General features: G+C 59.7%; 16 protein-coding genes. 8 read left to right on the forward strand and 8 right to left on the reverse strand.

Translation table 11 applies throughout. The features are described from left to right. Nucleotides 1-456 (forward strand): beta-ketoacyl-[acyl-carrier-protein] synthase family protein (locus CDA56_RS28290; RefSeq protein ID WP_481808262.1); only part of this gene is annotated, 456 nt, incomplete at its 5' end. 1 nt (nt 457) lies between these two features. Then, nucleotides 458-1,039, forward strand: a complete 582-nt coding sequence (gene acpT / locus CDA56_RS28295; protein ID WP_049084053.1) for a 4'-phosphopantetheinyl transferase AcpT — start codon at nt 458-460, stop codon at nt 1,037-1,039. Between the two features lie 213 nt (nt 1,040-1,252). Here the strand turns inward: acpT and arnF are convergent, their stop codons facing one another. The 8 genes from arnF to CDA56_RS28335 form a co-directional block, all read right to left on the reverse strand. Beyond that, nucleotides 1,253-1,636, reverse strand: coding sequence for a 4-amino-4-deoxy-L-arabinose-phosphoundecaprenol flippase subunit ArnF (arnF, locus tag CDA56_RS28300; protein ID WP_014227120.1), 384 nt, complete (start codon nt 1,634-1,636; stop codon nt 1,253-1,255). Then, a complete protein-coding gene (arnE, locus tag CDA56_RS28305) occupies nt 1,636-1,974 on the reverse strand; it encodes a 4-amino-4-deoxy-L-arabinose-phosphoundecaprenol flippase subunit ArnE (RefSeq protein WP_014227121.1) in 339 nt (112 codons plus the stop codon). Before arnE ends, arnF begins: the two co-directional genes overlap by 1 nt. Next, nucleotides 1,971-3,626, reverse strand: a complete 1,656-nt coding sequence (gene arnT / locus CDA56_RS28310; RefSeq protein WP_046877707.1) for a lipid IV(A) 4-amino-4-deoxy-L-arabinosyltransferase — start codon at nt 3,624-3,626, stop codon at nt 1,971-1,973. Before arnT ends, arnE begins: the two co-directional genes overlap by 4 nt. Further along, a complete protein-coding gene (gene arnD / locus CDA56_RS28315; protein WP_057173353.1) occupies nt 3,626-4,528 on the reverse strand; it encodes a 4-deoxy-4-formamido-L-arabinose-phosphoundecaprenol deformylase in 903 nt (300 codons plus the stop codon). The genes arnT and arnD overlap by 1 nt, the downstream gene beginning before the upstream one ends. After that, on the reverse strand, nt 4,525-6,510 hold the full coding sequence (gene arnA / locus CDA56_RS28320; protein WP_102803194.1) for a bifunctional UDP-4-amino-4-deoxy-L-arabinose formyltransferase/UDP-glucuronic acid oxidase ArnA: 1,986 nt from the start codon (nt 6,508-6,510) through the stop codon (nt 4,525-4,527). The genes arnD and arnA overlap by 4 nt, the downstream gene beginning before the upstream one ends. Beyond that, on the reverse strand, nt 6,507-7,490 hold the full coding sequence (gene arnC, locus CDA56_RS28325) for an undecaprenyl-phosphate 4-deoxy-4-formamido-L-arabinose transferase (protein WP_004126208.1): 984 nt from the start codon (nt 7,488-7,490) through the stop codon (nt 6,507-6,509). The genes arnA and arnC overlap by 4 nt, the downstream gene beginning before the upstream one ends. Nucleotide 7,491: 1 nt before the next feature. Then, nucleotides 7,492-8,631, reverse strand: a complete 1,140-nt coding sequence (arnB, locus tag CDA56_RS28330) for a UDP-4-amino-4-deoxy-L-arabinose aminotransferase (RefSeq protein WP_103814816.1) — start codon at nt 8,629-8,631, stop codon at nt 7,492-7,494. A gap of 399 nt (nt 8,632-9,030) precedes the next feature. Then, entirely contained in the window at nt 9,031-9,537 is a 507-nt protein-coding gene (locus tag CDA56_RS28335) for a phenolic acid decarboxylase (protein ID WP_025106840.1), read from the reverse strand. 97 nt (nt 9,538-9,634) lie between these two features. On the opposite strand from CDA56_RS28335, the gene CDA56_RS28340 reads away from it, so the two are divergent. The 6 genes from CDA56_RS28340 to nikE all read left to right on the forward strand — a co-directional run bounded on the left by CDA56_RS28340 (nt 9,635) and on the right by nikE (nt 16,075). Beyond that, nucleotides 9,635-10,495 (forward strand): LysR family transcriptional regulator, encoded by an 861-nt coding sequence (locus CDA56_RS28340; protein WP_102803196.1) that lies wholly within the window; start codon nt 9,635-9,637, stop codon nt 10,493-10,495. Nucleotides 10,496-11,201: 706 nt separating this feature from the next. Next, nucleotides 11,202-12,770 carry a nickel ABC transporter substrate-binding protein gene (gene nikA / locus CDA56_RS28350; protein WP_047722844.1) on the forward strand — a complete coding sequence of 523 codons (1,569 nt, stop codon included), beginning with the start codon at nt 11,202-11,204 and terminating at the stop codon, nt 12,768-12,770. Next, complete coding sequence (gene nikB, locus CDA56_RS28355; protein WP_032751595.1) at nt 12,770-13,714, forward strand: nickel ABC transporter permease subunit NikB; 945 nt, start codon at nt 12,770-12,772, stop codon at nt 13,712-13,714. The genes nikA and nikB overlap by 1 nt, the downstream gene beginning before the upstream one ends. Beyond that, a complete protein-coding gene (gene nikC / locus CDA56_RS28360; RefSeq protein ID WP_004855132.1) occupies nt 13,711-14,544 on the forward strand; it encodes a nickel ABC transporter permease subunit NikC in 834 nt (277 codons plus the stop codon). Before nikB ends, nikC begins: the two co-directional genes overlap by 4 nt. Next, a complete protein-coding gene (nikD, locus tag CDA56_RS28365) occupies nt 14,544-15,305 on the forward strand; it encodes a nickel import ATP-binding protein NikD (protein WP_103814814.1) in 762 nt (253 codons plus the stop codon). Before nikC ends, nikD begins: the two co-directional genes overlap by 1 nt. Then, complete coding sequence (gene nikE / locus CDA56_RS28370) at nt 15,305-16,075, forward strand: nickel import ATP-binding protein NikE (RefSeq protein ID WP_103814812.1); 771 nt, start codon at nt 15,305-15,307, stop codon at nt 16,073-16,075. Before nikD ends, nikE begins: the two co-directional genes overlap by 1 nt. Nucleotide 16,076 lies beyond the last annotated feature (1 nt).

The following is a 16,076-nucleotide window of genomic DNA, read 5'->3' on the forward strand; positions in this document are numbered from 1 at the left end:
ATCGGCTTCGCCACCAACTGCGACGCGGCGCATATAACCCAACCGCAGCGAGAAACCATGCAGATATGCATGGAGCAGTCACTGAAAATAGCAGGCCTGAGTGCTCTGGATATTGGCTATATTTCCGCTCACGGAACGGCGACCGATCGCGGTGATATTGCAGAAAGCCTGGCAACAGAGGCGATTTATGGTAACAACGTCCCCTTCTCTTCCCTGAAAAGTTATTTTGGCCATACCCTGGGTGCCTGCGGTGCGCTGGAAGCCTGGATGAGCCTGCATATGATGCGCGAAGGCTGGTTTGCGCCAACGTTGAACCTGCATCATCCGGATGCCAACTGCGGCGCACTGGATTACATCATGGGTGAAGCCCGCAAAATTGACTGTGAGTTTCTGCAAAGCAACAACTTTGCCTTTGGCGGCATTAACACCTCTATTATCATCCAGCGCTGGCCCTGAAATGTACCGGCTTTTTCTGGGAAACGTGTCGGCCTTAAGCGCAGGCGATCTGCCGTCTGCATTGTTCTCCTGCGCGCCTCAGGGCGCCGGCCAAACTCGCTGGCTGGCCGGGCGTGCCCTGCTTTCCCACGCTGTTTCGCCACTGCCGGAAATTATCTATAGCGAACAGGGCAAACCTGCTTTCTCGGCCGGTACGCCACTGTGGTTCAATCTGAGCCACAGCAACGACGATATCGCGTTACTGCTGAGCGACGAAGGTGAAGTGGGTTGCGATATCGAAGTTGTACGCCAGCGCGATAACTGGCGCGCGTTGGTAAGCGCGGTTTTTAGCCCCGGCGAACAGGCTGAGATCGAGGCTACCCCCCCGGAACGGCAGATAGCTGCCTTCTGGCGGATCTGGACACGCAAAGAAGCCATCATCAAGCAGTACGGCGGAAGCGCCTGGCAAATGCGCAGTATCGACAGCACGCAGCCCTCCGCGCTGTCGGTGAGCCAGATTCAGATAGGATCGCTCAGCCTCGCGGTCTGCACGCCAACACCATTTCTTTTGACCACCGCGAACATCAGCCGGGTTCGCTCGTAAAATCAAGCCCTGCGGGCAACCGGCACCAGACTGCACGCTCCCGTAGCGCGGTCAACACTGCACCACCGGAAAGATTCAATGCCAATCATCAGCCCCGCCACACTTCCCGGAGGCGATGCTGCGCATCTGTCCGGGCTACCGGCCAGCAGCCGGCTCAACTCCGCAGCCCGAGCGGCGCAGCGCCACCGGGAAGAAACAGTGATATTAGCCAGGCTAATTGAGCCGCTTCACCGGCCAGAAGATCGTCAGCACCCCGGCGACAATCAGCAGCACGCCCAGCAGCGATTGCCAGTGGAAAGGTTCATGCCAGCCGGGGAGCCAGATGGCGGCGGCCCATACCAGGATGTAGCTCAGGCTCAGCAGCGCGTAGGCTTTCGCCAGCGGCAGTTGATGCAGAGCGAAGTACCAGCAGACCATCGACAGCAGGTAACCCATAAGCCCGAACGCCAGGCCAAACGTGCCCGCCCGCAGATGCAGCAGATGGTTGAGGAAGGTGAATATCTCCGTCAGCGGCGGGAGCTCGACCATCGCGCTGCGCAGCAGCAGCTGCGCGCCGCTCGCCAGGCCGACGCTGAATAACGCCCAGATTAAGCCCATCAGATACGGCTCCCGAGAATAACGATCCCAACGACGATGAGTCCCACGCCAAGCCAGTGGCGACGCGCGACCGGCTCGCGCCAGATCCCCCACGCCGCCAGCGTCACCCAGACGAAGTTCAGGCTCAGCATGGGATAGGCGATGCTGACCGGGATCGACTGCAGCACGCTAAGCCACAGCAGCATGCTGCAGCCGAGAGAGAGCAGCGCGAGCCCCAGCCAGCCAAGGATATGGTACCCGCGCCGCCCGGATTTGGACGGGCGGGTCGCCTGTTTCTGGCACAGCTGTCCGGCGCAGCTCAGCAGGCTGGCGAAAACCAGACAGATCCAGACGCTCATTGCGGCAGATACTGGATATACACCACGCGCCCAAGCTCGTAGGAGCTATCCGGTTTCGGTAGCGCTAAATCAGCCATACTTTCTCCTTTATCCATCAGCAGAACCAGCGAGACGGGGCCCTGTTGGCGGTGCGTCGCTAGCCAGTCAGCAAAATGGGCTTGATCGACAAACTGGTGCTGCGCGTCCGGCCAGGAGAGACCGTACTTCAGCTCGCCCTGCTTGTCGAACAGAATGATATCGCTGCGCTTGAGCTCCCACGACAGCCCGCCGGCGATACCGACGTTATTGGTCAACACGTAGCGGCTCGGGGTCAGCGATTCGCTGACGATATCCACCAGGAACTGCGGCTGCTTGCTGTCGATCACCCGATCCGGGATAGCGAAGCCCACCAGCAGCGCCAGCCCGAGCGGGCAGCAGGCGGCGAGGGTCCAGCGGCGGCCGTTGTCCTTCATCGCCAGCCAGCCCATCAGCGCCCAGCAGCCAAATATCAGCGCCGCCAGCAGGCACTTATAGAGCTCAATATGGCTCCATACCGGCTTGTGCATAAAGCCCCACGGCGAAACCACCAGCACGGCGACCAGGCCAATCAGGCCAAAGGCCAGGTTGATCGCGCCGTTAATTTTCAGCGCCTTCGCCCCCGCCTTCGCCGCGTCCAGCGCGTAGCGCGCCATCAGAATCGACAGGGGAGCAAAACAGGGCAGGATATAGGTTGGGAGTTTACCCTTAGCAATGCTGAAGAACAGGAACGGCATCGCCACCCATCCGAGCAAATAGAGCGCACCGCGCGACTCATCGCGTTCGGTCCAGCCGCGCTTGAGCGCACCCGGCAGCAGCGCCAGCCACGGCAGGCTGCCGGCAATCAGGAACGGAATGTAGTACCAGAACGGCGCTTTATGCTGGGCATCTTTTTCCGCGAAACGCTGGATATGCTCCACCCAGAAGAAGTAGCGCCAGAAGTCCGGCTCGCGTTTGGCGATGGCAAGACCCCACGGCAGCACCACCAGCGCGCAGACGCCCACCGCCAGCCAGCCGTAAGTCAACACTTCGCGCCAGCGCTTACGCGCAATCACCCACGGTAGTACCCCGACCACCGGCACCGCCAGCGCGAGGAAGCCTTTGGTCATCACCCCCATCCCGCAGGCCACGCCGAGTAAAACATAGCCGAGAATTTTGCCGCCGTGGCTTTGGGCCTGCGCCGCGCCCCAGAAGCTGCACATCGCCAGCGCCATCCACATGGTGATCATCGGGTCGAGCACCGCGTAGGTGCCGATACCGTAGACCAGCAGCGCGGTCAGGAAGATCGCCGGTGACAGGATCGCGACGCGTTTATCGCGGAAAAGACGCCATGCCAGCCAGGCGACCAGCAGAGCGGTGACGGTAATGGAAAACACCACCCCAAAGCGGACGGCAAAATTATTGTGGCCGAATAGCCACTGGCCGATGCTGTTGATCCAGTAGCCGGCAATGGGCTTTTCAAAGTAGCGCAGCCCGAGGAAATGCGGCACCACCCAGTCGCCGGTCGCCAGCATTTCGCGGCTGATCTCCGCGTAGCGGGTTTCATCAGGCTGCCAGAGCAGGCGGAAGTTAAGCGGCAGTAAATAGTAGAGGACAAAAAGGGCGACCAGAGAGGCGCCGTAGCGAATGCTTTTCATCAAACACCCGAATTGAGTAATTGTTCACGTCCAAGCCAGCCTTCCCGGCCGGCCAGTTCACCACGAACCACTTTACCTCGCGGCAGCACGCTAAAATCGGCGGGCAGCAGCTGGCTTAGCGGGCAAAACCGGATCTCTTCCTGTGCGGCCATGGTCAGCAGTTCATCAAACTGCTCCGCGAAGGCGATGCCTTCCACTTCGGCATGGATGGTATAGACCGGCATCCCCGCGTCGCGATGGATGCAGTCCAGCAGATAGCGGTTGAAGCCCGCACTATCCACCGCGTTGCCCACCACTTCATCCCAGGTCGGTAAGGTTACCGGGATCTGCACGGTTCCCGGCGCGCCGTTCCCCAGCTGCGGCAGAAAAGGCCCGGTCCCCCGGCAGTCGCTGTTATAAAGGAAATCGAAAGCCTCTTTGGCTTTGATCACCCGCTGATCGGCACGCCAGCCGGCAACGGCGGAACAGGTTACCGGGCGACCGATAATCCGCTCCAGCTCCAGCAGCCCGCGTTCAACCTCCAGCGTCAGCCTTTCCTGCGGCCAGACGCCGCTCCACGCCTGCCAGCTATAGTGATCCCAGGCGTGCAGGCCGACTTCATGCTCCTGCGCGGCGGCGCGGATAACGTCCTCATTCCCGGCGCCGATCCTGCGCCCTGGCCAGGCGGTACCGGCCAGCAGGATATCCCAGCCGTACAGCGACGCGGCCTTTGAGCGCAGCATCTTCCACAGAAACTTCGGTTTTATCAGGCGCCAGATATGGCGCCCCATGTTGTCCGGCCCGACGCTGAAAAAGAAGCTTGCCTGAATCCCGTGCTGGCTCAGCAGAGCCAGCAGCCGCGGGACCCCGTCCCGCGTGCCGCGAAAGGTATCGACATCTATGCGTAAGCCGACCTGTTTCATGATTTTCCGCTGTCCGTCAGCTCAACCGTGCGCAGGAAGAAGTCCAGGGTGTGTTCCACGGTCTCTTCCATTTCCACCGTTGGCACCCAGTTCAGGCAGCGCTTCGCGTTGCGAATGCTCGGCTTACGATGTTCGACGTCCTGGTAGCCTTTACCGTAGTAATCGCTGCTTTCCACTTCGCGGAACCCGGCAAACGGCGGGAAGCGGTCGCGCAGCGGATGGCGTTCAAAGCAGGCCAGCAGCATTTCCGCCAGCTCTTTGATACTCGCTTCGTTATCCGGGTTGCCGATGTTGATGATCTGCCCGTCGCAGCGGCCGTCTTTGTTCTCAATGATGCGGAACAGCGCTTCGATACCGTCGCTGATATCGGTAAAACAGCGTTTCTGCTTACCGCCCTCAATCAGCTTGATCGGCGAACCTTCAACCAGGTTCAGGATCAGCTGGGTGATGGCGCGAGAGCTACCGATGCGCGCGGCGTTGAGGTTATCGAGGCGCGGCCCCATCCAGTTAAACGGACGGAACAGGGTAAACTTCAGGCCGTTCTTATCGCCGTAGGCCCAGATCACGCGGTCCAGCAGCTGCTTGGAGACCGAGTAGATCCAGCGCTGTTTGTTAATCGGCCCGACCACCAGATTGGAGGTATCTTCATCGAAGTTATTGTCGGTGCACATGCCGTACACTTCCGAGGTCGACGGGAAGATGATGCGCTTATCGTATTTCACGCAGTCGCGGATAATCTTCAGGTTCTCTTCGAAATCCAGCTCAAACACGCGCAGCGGGTTGCGGGTATATTCGATTGGCGTGGCAATCGCCACCAGCGGCAGGACCACGTCGCACTTCTTAATGTGGTACTCGATCCACTCGGAGTGGATGCTGATATCGCCTTCAACGAAGTGGAAGCGCGGGTTGTCGAGGAAGCGGCTGATAGCGTCGGAGCCAATGTCCAGGCCGTAAATCTCGTAGTTGTCGTCCTGCAGCAGACGCTCGGTCAGGTGGTTGCCGATAAAGCCGTTCACCCCGAGGATCAGCACGCGGGTACGGCGCTTAATCGCCACCACCGGTTTGCTGCTCAGCACCGCGCCGGCAACCAGGCCAAGCGCCTGCGCCAGCTGCGTACCCTGCATATAAACGCCGCGCTCGGTCTGCCCGGTAACGATTTCTAACGCCCCTTCCTGGCAGGCGACCACCAGCGGCGCAACGGAGATCACCGTCCCCGCTTTGGCGGCGGCCAGATCGTGGCGCACGCGGGATTTCCAGACGATAAACTTGTTCGCGCCGGCGTAGCCGAACGCGCCCGGCCACGGATCGGAGACCGCACGGACGAGGTTGTGCAGCGTCTGGGCCGAGCGTTCCCAGTTGAGGCGACCGTCTTCCGGCGTACGGCGACCGACGTAAGTCGCCTGGCTTTCATCCTGGGCGCGCTCTTCGGTTTTGCCGTCGCGGATGGCGGGCAGCGCCTGAGCCAAAAGTTCCGACGCCGCGGAACAGAGCTTACGGTGCAGCGCCAGCGCCGCGTCATCCGCGCCGATCGCGACGCTTTTCTGCGCCACGATATTGCCGGCATCGGCGCGGTTAACCATACGGTGCAGCGTCACGCCGGTTTCGCTTTCGCCGTTCACCAGCACCCAGTTCAGCGGCGCGCGGCCGCGGTATTTTGGCAGCAGTGAACCATGCAGGTTAAAAGCCCCCTGCGGCGCAATATTCAAAATGTCATCGCACAGCAGGTTGCGGTAGTAGAACGAGAACAGCACGTCCGGTTTAATCTCACGGATACGTTCGATCCACAGCGGATGATTCACATCTTCCGGCGCCCATACCGGGATGCCTTGCTCAGCGGCAATACGCGCCACGGAGCCAAAAAAATGGTTTTCGCCAGGGTTATCCGGATGGGTAAAAATAGCGGCGATGTCATAACCGGCATCCAGCAGAGACTGAATACCTGCACAACCCATATCGTGATAAGCGAAGACTACGGCTTTCATGAACGATCTTCCTCTTGAGATGCCGTTTCCGGCTGGCGAACAACACGTTGAATAAAGTAGCGGGGGCGGGCGCGGACATCGTTATAGATGCGGCCGATATACTCCCCGAGCAGGCCCATCCCGACGAACTGGGCGCCGATAAACATAAACAGCACCGCGAACAGCATGAACACCCCTTCCGCCGCCCACTGGGGACCAAACACCAGACGCAGCACCACCAGCATCAGGCCGAAGGCGAAGCCCAGCAGAGCGATGACGCTGCCGAACAGGCTCAGCAGGCGCAGCGGCGTGGTGGTCAGGCAGGTCACCAGGTCGTACATCAGGTTAATCAGGCGCATAAAGCTGTATTTGGAATCGCCGAATTCGCGCTCGGCGTGCATCACCGGGATCTCAACCGCCCGGCGGGCAAAAGTGTTCGCCAGAATCGGGATAAACGTACTGCGCTCATGGCAGTTGAGCATCGCGTCGATGATATGGCGGCGATAGGCGCGCAGCATGCAGCCATAGTCGCCCATCGCTTTACCGGTGGTGCGCTGGATCAGGCGGTTGATCATCTTCGAGGCGCTTTTACGGAAGAAGGTGTCCTGGCGGTTCTGGCGCACGGTACCGACCACGTCGTAGCCCTCATCGGCCTTCTCAACCAGGCGCGGGATCTCTTCCGGCGGGTTTTGCAGGTCGGCATCAAGGGTAATGATCAGGTCACCGGTAACGTGGCTGAAGCCCGCCATAATCGCCGAGTGCTGGCCATAGTTGCGGTTCAACAGGACCGCCACCACGTGGCTGCCTTCGGCCTCGGCGGCTTCGGTGAGCATTCGCGCCGAGTCATCGCTGCTGCCGTCGTCGACCAGCAGAATTTCATATTGCCGTCCGAGCGTCGCGCAGGCGGTGTCGGTGCGGCGGATAAGCTCCGGCAGGCTCTCCTGTTCGTTATACACAGGAATAACGACCGAGACCTTTTTCACGGGAGGATAGCTAAACATATCAACGTCCTGACAGCTGGTGCAGTGCGGAAATGACCCGAGTGACATCGTCATCGGTCATATCCGGGAACAACGGAATGGAACAAATGCGCGCGCTGTTCCATTCCGTATGCGGCAATGAAACTTCAGGGAAACGCTCGCGGTAATACTTTTGCGTATGGGCCGCGCGGAAGTGCAGGCCGGTGCCAATGCCCATGACCTTCAGTCTTTCCATCAGCGCATCGCGGTTGATGCCGCAGGCGGCTTCGTCAACGCGGATAATAAACAGGTGCCAGGCGTGCTGATGCTCCCACGACGGCGCCACCAGCGGCCTGAAGGGCGTATCCGCCAGCTCGCGCAGATAGCGTTGCGCAATGGCGGCGCGGCGCTGATTGGCGTGGGCGAGCTTATCCAGCTGCACCAGCGCCAGCGCGGCGTTGATATCCGCGAGATTGTATTTAAAGCCCGGCGAAATCACCTCCGCCTGCGGGGCGCGGCCCAGGGTCTGGCGGTCATAAGCGTCAACGCCGAGGCCGTGGAACTTCAGGCTGCGAATGCGCGCGGCCAGTTCGTCATCGTCGGTCACCACCAGCCCGCCTTCGGCGCAGGTCATATTCTTGATCGCATGGAATGAGAAAATGGCGGTACCGCGCCAACCGACGTGGCGGCCTTTGTAGTACGTCCCCGCCGCGTGGGCGGCATCTTCAATCACCGGAATAGCGTGACGCTCGCCAATCGCGCGAATGGCGTCAATATCCGCCGGTGCGCCAGCATAGTGCACAGGGATAATGGCTTTGGTTCGCGGGGTGATTGCCGCTTCAACCGCTTCGGGGGTAATCATCAGGTTATCGGGATCGACATCGATCATCACCGGGGTCGCGCCGAGCAGGCAGATCATGTTCAGCGTGGAGACCCAGGTCTGGGAAGGGGTGATCACTTCATCGCCCGCACCGATACCCAGCCCCATCAGCGTGACGTGCATGCCGCCGGTCGCCGAACTGACGGCGATGGCGTGACGGTTGCCGGTTAACGTGCAGAACGCCTCTTCCAGCGCCTGATTTTTCGGTCCAGTGGTGATCCAGCCCGATTGCAAAACTTCACGCAGCGCAGCCAGCTCTGCGTCGCCCATCGACGGGCGCGAAAACGGCAAAAAATCGCTCATCATGTTCCTGTTCTGTGAATGACCCGCGAAAAACCGGGTCGATAAGAAATATCCTGCACCTGCTGACCTAAACAAAATGAAAATGAAAGCGAAATCAGCCCGATGGCGCATTTCATTATTTTGTATTCAGATGTTATTAAATTTAGTCAGATTTGCTTAGGATAATATTAAGAAATTAATATTAATTAGATATGCATGATGATTTTGTTAAAAATCATTGAGATAGAGTGGGATTTATCGCAGAAAAAGGCGCTATAGCGTTCCCGCCGGACGGAGAAATAGTGGGAACGCATTGGCGAAAAGTAAACGGATGCTCAACCAGATACCAATAAGCTATCTTTAAACATCGTTCAGCAAATATAAAAAATCCAGTCGAATCACGAAACTATTTCAAAATGATTACAGGTTGGCAGGAAAGTTGTCAGGTAATTCGTTAGCCGGGCAATTAATCACTTCGTCATTATCCGCACCGCAATCGCGCACAAAAGTGATGGTGGCAAACTCATCAATCACTTCTGTCGGATAAGCCGGACCGGCTTCACGATAAGAGACCATCAGCGGAATATGATCGTTCTGGAAGCAGACGGTTTTCTCCGGGTTATTCATTACCCAGCGCGGGAAAAAGATGGTGCCGTGAAACAGTTTATCGCCGAGGTTAACGATCAGGCTCACGTCGGTACCGGTCGGTTCGGTCCAGGAAATTTTGTAAATGCTTTCGCCGACGCGAACGATGTAAGCCTGCTGATCTTTCACCCAACGATTCGCGACGATACCGCTGTGAATACGATAATCCAGGGTGGTGCCGTTTTTAACGTAAATTTCGTAGTTCCAGCCATTATCGTAGGTATAAACCAGATGTTTGCCGATAAAACCGCTCAGGTCATGTTTATCGAATGTGCTCATAATCTGTTCTCCTCTGTTTGTTGAGAACAAGCATACTGCTTTAAAAAATCGATGAATAACGCTATGTTTGGATTAAACTCATTCACTTTTTAGATGGATTATGCACAAGACTACGCTGGAACAATGGGCGCTGCTGGAGAAAGTTGTCGAGCTGGGTAGCTTCGCGAAGGCGGCGGACGAGACCCACCGCAGCCAGTCGTCGGTGAGCTATAATCTCGCGCTGTTGCAGGAGCGGCTGGGCGTCACGCTGCTGGCGCCATCGGGCCGTCGCGCGGTGCTGACCCCGGCAGGCGAGCTGCTGCTCGGCCAGGTTAAGCCGCTGCTGCAGGCCTTCTCTTATGTCGAAACCCATGCCGCCACCCTGCGAGACGGCGCCCGGACCCGGCTGGATCTGGTGGTCGACAGCATTTTCCCACGCCAGCGGCTGTTCGCCATTCTGCGCCAGTTTCAACAGCGTTACCCGCAAACTCAGGTCAGGTTGACCGAAGTGCTGGAAAACGTTGAGGAAGAGCATCCGGCCCGCACCGAGGCGGACGTGATGGTGCTGACCCGCCGTCAGGATATTACCGGCCGCGGCGAATGGCTGATGAACATTGATTTTGTCGCCGTCGCCCATCGCGATCATCCACTCTCCGCGCTGGCGGGGCCGCTGGACGACAGCGCGCTGGCCCCCTGGCCGCTGGTGCGCATCGCCGACCGCAGCAACGACCCGCAATCTTCCCGCGATGCATGGACGTTTTCCACTATTGATGCCGCCATCGATGCGGTGCTGTATCAGGTCGGGTTTGGCTGGCTGCCGGAAGAGCGCATTGGCCCACAGCTTCAACAAGGGGTGCTGAAGGCGCTGCCGCTGGGACACGGCGCGCGGCGGGCAACGCCGCTGCACCTGATCGTTAAGCGTGATTTAACACCTATTGATGAGCAGGTCGCCACGCTGCTGGATCTGTTCAGAGCGCCCTGATGGGCTTGTTTACCCGGCTCGCGCTGCGCTTAGCCGGGCTACAGATTCACTGCGGTCTGCTCCCGGGGGCGGCGCTTAACGCGCCTTGCCCGGGCTACAAGGTCCCCGCCGTCTGCGAGCCGGTAGCCCGGACAGATGCGCAGCATCGCCTCCGGGAAATTCAGCCTCTCTGCGCGCTGCTCTCGGGGGCGGCGCTTATCTCGCCTTGCCCGGGCTACAAGGTCCCCGCCGTCTGCGAGCCGGTAGCCCGGACAGATGCGCAGCATCGCCTCCGGGAAATTCAGCCTCTCTGCGCGCTGCTCCCGGGGGCGGAGCTTATCGCGCATTGCCCGGGCTACAGGGTCCCCACCGTCTGCGAGCCGGTAGCCCGGACAGATGCGCAGCATCGCCTCCGGGAAATTCAGCCTCTCTGCGCGCTGCTCCCGGGGGCGGCGCTTATCTCGCCTTGCCCGGGCTACAAGGTCCCCGACGTCTGCGAGCCGGTAGCCCGGACAGATGCGCAGCATCGCCTCCGGGAAATGTGCCGAAGCTGATGCTTCCCGGCTTGCGCTGCGTTTAGCCGGGCTGCAGGCGGGTTCGTAAACTCATACAGCCAAAAGAGATATACCGTTTTCTTATACTTTCAGGCCCGATATTGATCCAGCTTACGCCGAAAGTATGATGAATCTTTAAAATCGTCATACTTTCCTGTCGCTGAGAAAAAGCCTTGTCTATTATCCGCACCACCCTGCTGGCGCTATTCGCCTGCGCCCCGTTGCTGGCCTGCGCCGCGTCCAATGAAATCACCACCGCCTGGCCGGTCAACGTGGGGCCGCTCAACCCGCACCTCTATACGCCCAACCAGATGTACGCCCAGAGCATGGTCTATGAGCCGCTGGTAAAGTATCAGGCGGATGGCTCGGTGAAACCCTGGCTGGCAAAAAGCTGGACCCACTCGGCGGACGGCAAAGTCTGGACCTTCACCCTGCGCGATGACGTGACATTTTCCAACGGCGAAGCGTTTGACGCCCATGCCGCCGCGGAGAACTTCCGCGTGGTGCTCGATAACCGCCAGCGCCACGCCTGGCTGGAGCTGGTCAATCAGATTGTCGATGTCAAAGCGCTCAGCCAAAACCAGCTGCAAATCACCCTGAAAAGCGCCTATTACCCGTTCTTACAGGAGCTGGCGCTGCCGCGCCCTTTCCGCTTTATCGCCCCGTCGCAGTTCAAAGACAATGAGACCCTGCACGGCATTAAAGCGCCGATTGGCACCGGTCCGTGGGTGCTGAAGGAATCAAAACTCAATCAGTACGACGTGCTGGTGCGTAACGATCGCTACTGGGGCGAAAAGCCGCAGATTGAAAAGATTACCGTCAAGGTGATCCCGGACCCGACGACCCGCGCGGTGGCCTTTGAAACCGGCGATATTGACCTGCTCTACGGCAACGAAGGGCTGCTGCCGCTCGACACCTTCGACCGCTTCAGCCACAACCCGGCCTACCGTACCCAGCTTTCCCGCCCGATAGAGACGGTGATGCTGGCGCTGAACTCCGCCAAAGCCCCCACCAACGAGCTAGCGGTGCGCGAAGCGCTGAACTTTGCGGTGAATAAAAAATCGCTGATTGATAACGCCCTGTACGGCACTCAGCAGGTGGCCGATACGCTGTTCGCCCCCACCGTGCCCTATGCCGATATTGGCCTGACGCCGCGCCGGTACGATCCGCAGCAGGCGAAGGCGCTGCTGGAAAACGCGGGCTGGGTCCTGCCTGCGGGTAAGGATATTCGCGAGAAAAACGGCCTGCCGCTGCGCGTTGAGCTGTCGTTTATCGGTACCGACGCGCTAAGCAAATCGATGGCGGAAATCATTCAGGCCGATATGCGCCAGGTTGGCGTGGACGTGGCGCTGGTCGGCGAGGAAGAGAGCAGTATTTATGCCCGCCAGCGCGATGGTCGCTTCGGCATGATTTTCAACCGTACCTGGGGCGCCCCCTACGATCCGCACGCTTTTATGAGTTCGATGCGCGTACCGTCGCACGCCGATTTTCAGGCGCAGCAGGGATTAGCCGACAAACCGATTATTGATAAAGAAATCGGCGAGGTGCTGAAAACCACCGATGAAACGCGGCGTCAGGCGCTGTACAAAGACCTGCTGACCCGACTGCACAACGATGCGGTCTATCTGCCCATCAGCTACGTCTCGATGATGGTGGTCGCCAGACCGGAGCTGGGGGCGATTCCCTACGCGCCCATCGCGTCTGAAATTCCGTTTGAACAAATTAAGCCGGTGAAACCCTGATGTTACGTTACGCGATGCGGCGGGTCGCGCTGCTGATACCGATGATCTTCGCCGCCTCGGTGATTATCTTTTTAATGCTGCGCCTGGGCACCGGTGACCCGGCGCTGGACTATTTGCGCCTGTCAAACCTGCCGCCGACGCCGGAGATGGTGGCCTCAACCCGCGCGATGCTGGGGCTGGAGCGGCCGCTTATCGTCCAGTACGGCAGCTGGCTGTGGCAGGCGCTGCATCTGGATTTTGGCGTTTCGTTCGCCACCCAGCGTCCGGTGCTGGATGACATGCTGAGCTTTCTGCCCGCCACGCTGCAGCTGGCCGGCGCCGCGCTGGTGCTGATCCTCCTCACCTCCGTGCCGCTGGGCATCTGGGCGGCGCGGCACCGCGACCGCCTGCCGGATTTTATTGTGCGGATCATCGCTTTTCTCGGCGTGTCGATGCCCAACTTCTGGCTGGCTTTCCTGCTGGTGATGTTCTTTTCGGTTTATCTGCAATGGCTGCCGGCGATGGGCTATGGCGGCTGGCAGCACATCATTCTGCCGGCGGTGTCGATCGCCTTTATGTCGCTGGCGATCAACGCCCGCCTGCTGCGCGCCAGCATGCTGGAAGTCGCCGGGCAGCGTCACGTAACCTGGGCCAGACTGCGCGGCCTGAACGACAGGCAAACCGAGCGCCGCCATATTCTGCGCAACGCCTCGCTGCCGATGATTACCGCCGTGGGGATGCATATCGGCGAGCTGATTGGCGGCACGATGATTATCGAGAATATCTTTGCCTGGCCCGGCGTGGGCCGCTACGCCGTCTCGGCGATTTTTAATCGTGATTATCCGGTGATTCAGTGTTTCACCCTGATGATGGTGATCGTTTTTGTGGTCTGTAACCTGATGGTTGATCTGCTGAACGCCGCGCTGGACCCGCGCATTCGCCGCCATGAAGGAGCGCGCTCGTGAACTTTTTCCTCTCTTCACGCGGGTCCGTCCGCATTTCTTTGCTTATCATCGCCCTGCTGGCGGTCGTTGCGCTCACCAGCCAGTGGTGGCTGCCGTACGATCCGCAGGCGATCGATCTGCCTTCGCGCCTTCTGCCGCCCGGCAGCCAGCACTGGCTCGGTACCGATCATCTGGGGCGCGATATCTTCTCGCGTCTGCTGGCGGCGACCCGCGTATCGCTCGGCTCGGTGATGGCCTGCCTGCTGCTGGTGCTGGCGCTGGGACTCCTCGTCGGGGGCTGCGCCGGGCTTATCGGCGGCCGCGTCGATCAGGCCACCATGCGCGTCGCGGATCTGTTTATGACCTTCCCGACCTCAATCCTCTCTTTCTTTATGGTGGGGGTACTGGGAACCGGGCTGACCAACGTAATTATCGCCATCGCCCTGTCTCACTGGGCGTGGTATGCGCGGATGGTGCGCAGCCTGACAATCTCCCTGCGCCAGCGCGAATTTGTGCTCGCCGCGCGACTTTCCGGCGCGGGACACGTGCGGGTATTCGTCGACCATCTGGCCGGCGCGGTCATTCCGTCGCTGCTGGTGCTGGCGACCCTGGATATCGGGCATATGATGCTGCACGTCGCCGGGATGTCGTTTCTCGGCCTCGGCGTCACCGCGCCAACCGCCGAGTGGGGGGTGATGATTAACGACGCCCGCCAGTATATCTGGACCCAGCCGCTGCAAATGTTCTGGCCGGGACTGGCGCTGTTTATCACCGTCATGGCCTTCAATATGGTGGGCGACGCGCTGCGCGATCGCCTGGATCCTCATCTGATCGCGGAGCACGCCCACTAATGCCGCAACAAATTACACTGCAAAACATCGTCTTACAGGCCGAGCGTCCGCTGGTGCACGGCGTATCATTGACGCTCAAACGCGGGCGCGTGCTGGCGCTGGTTGGCGGCAGCGGCAGCGGAAAATCGCTAACCTGCGCGGCGGCGCTGGGCATTTTGCCTCCCGGCGTACGGCAAACGGCGGGGATGATCCTCGCCGACGGCCAGCCGGTCTCCCCTGGCGAGCTGCGCGGCAGCAAAATCGCCACCATTATGCAGAACCCGCGCAGCGCCTTTAATCCGCTGCACACCATGGCGACCCACGCGCGGGAAACCTGCCGGGCATTAGGTAAACCCGCAGACGACGCCACGCTTACGGCGGTACTGGAAGCCGTTGGGCTGGAGGAGGCGCAGCGCGTCCTGAAGCTTTATCCGTTCGAGATGAGCGGCGGCATGCTGCAGCGGATGATGATTGCCATGGCGCTGCTGTGCGAGGCGCCGTTTATCATTGCCGATGAACCCACCACCGACCTGGACGCCGTGGCCCAGGCGCGCATTCTCGATCTGCTGGCAGGTGTTATGCAAAACCGTGGGCCCGGGATGCTGCTGGTCACTCACGATATGGGCGTCGTGGCGCGGCTGGCGGACGATGTGGCGGTGATGGATAGCGGCTGCATTGTGGAACAGGGGGATGTCGAAAGCCTGTTCAACGCTCCGCAGCACAGCATCACCCGCAGCCTGGTGGCGGCGCATCTCGCCCTCTACGGACTGGGGCTGGCCTGATGACATTACTGAGCGTATCCGCGATAACCCATCAATATACCGATTCAACGGTGCTAAAAGAGGTCTCTTTGGCGCTGAAAAGCGGTGAAACCGTTGCCCTGCTGGGACGCAGCGGCTGCGGGAAAAGCACCCTGGCACGCCTGCTCGTTGGCCTGGAATCCCCCACTCAGGGCAGCGTCTGCTGGCGGGGAGAACCGCTCTCTCGGCTCAATCACGCTAAGCAAAAGGCGTTCCGTCGGGATATTCAGATGGTGTTTCAGGACGCCATCAGCGCGGTGAATCCGCGTAAAACGGTACGCGAGATTTTGCGTGAACCCATGCGACATCTGCTGTCATTGACGAAAGCGGAACAGCTGGCCCGGGCAAGCGACATGCTCAGGGCGGTGGATCTCGATGATAGCGTGCTCGATAAGCGCCCCCCGCAGCTGAGCGGCGGACAGCTACAGCGCGTCTGCCTGGCGCGAGCGCTGTCGGTTGAGCCGCAGCTGCTGATCCTTGATGAGGCGGTGTCTAACCTCGACCTGGTGCTCCAGGCGGGCGTCATTGGTCTGCTCAAAAAGCTTCAGCGACAGTTTGGCACCGCCTGTCTGTTTATCACCCACGACTTACGTCTGGTGGAGCGTTTTTGCCAGCGGGTGATGGTGATGGATGAGGGGAAAATCGTTGAGACGCAGGTCGTGGGCGACAAATTAACGTTTTCTTCCCACGCCGGTCGCGTGTTACAAAATGCGGTACTTCCCGCCTTTCCCGTGCGCCGTAATAAGGTTTAAA

Origin of the sequence: Klebsiella michiganensis (assembly GCF_002925905.1) — a bacterium.
GTDB lineage: Bacteria > Pseudomonadota > Gammaproteobacteria > Enterobacterales > Enterobacteriaceae > Klebsiella > Klebsiella michiganensis.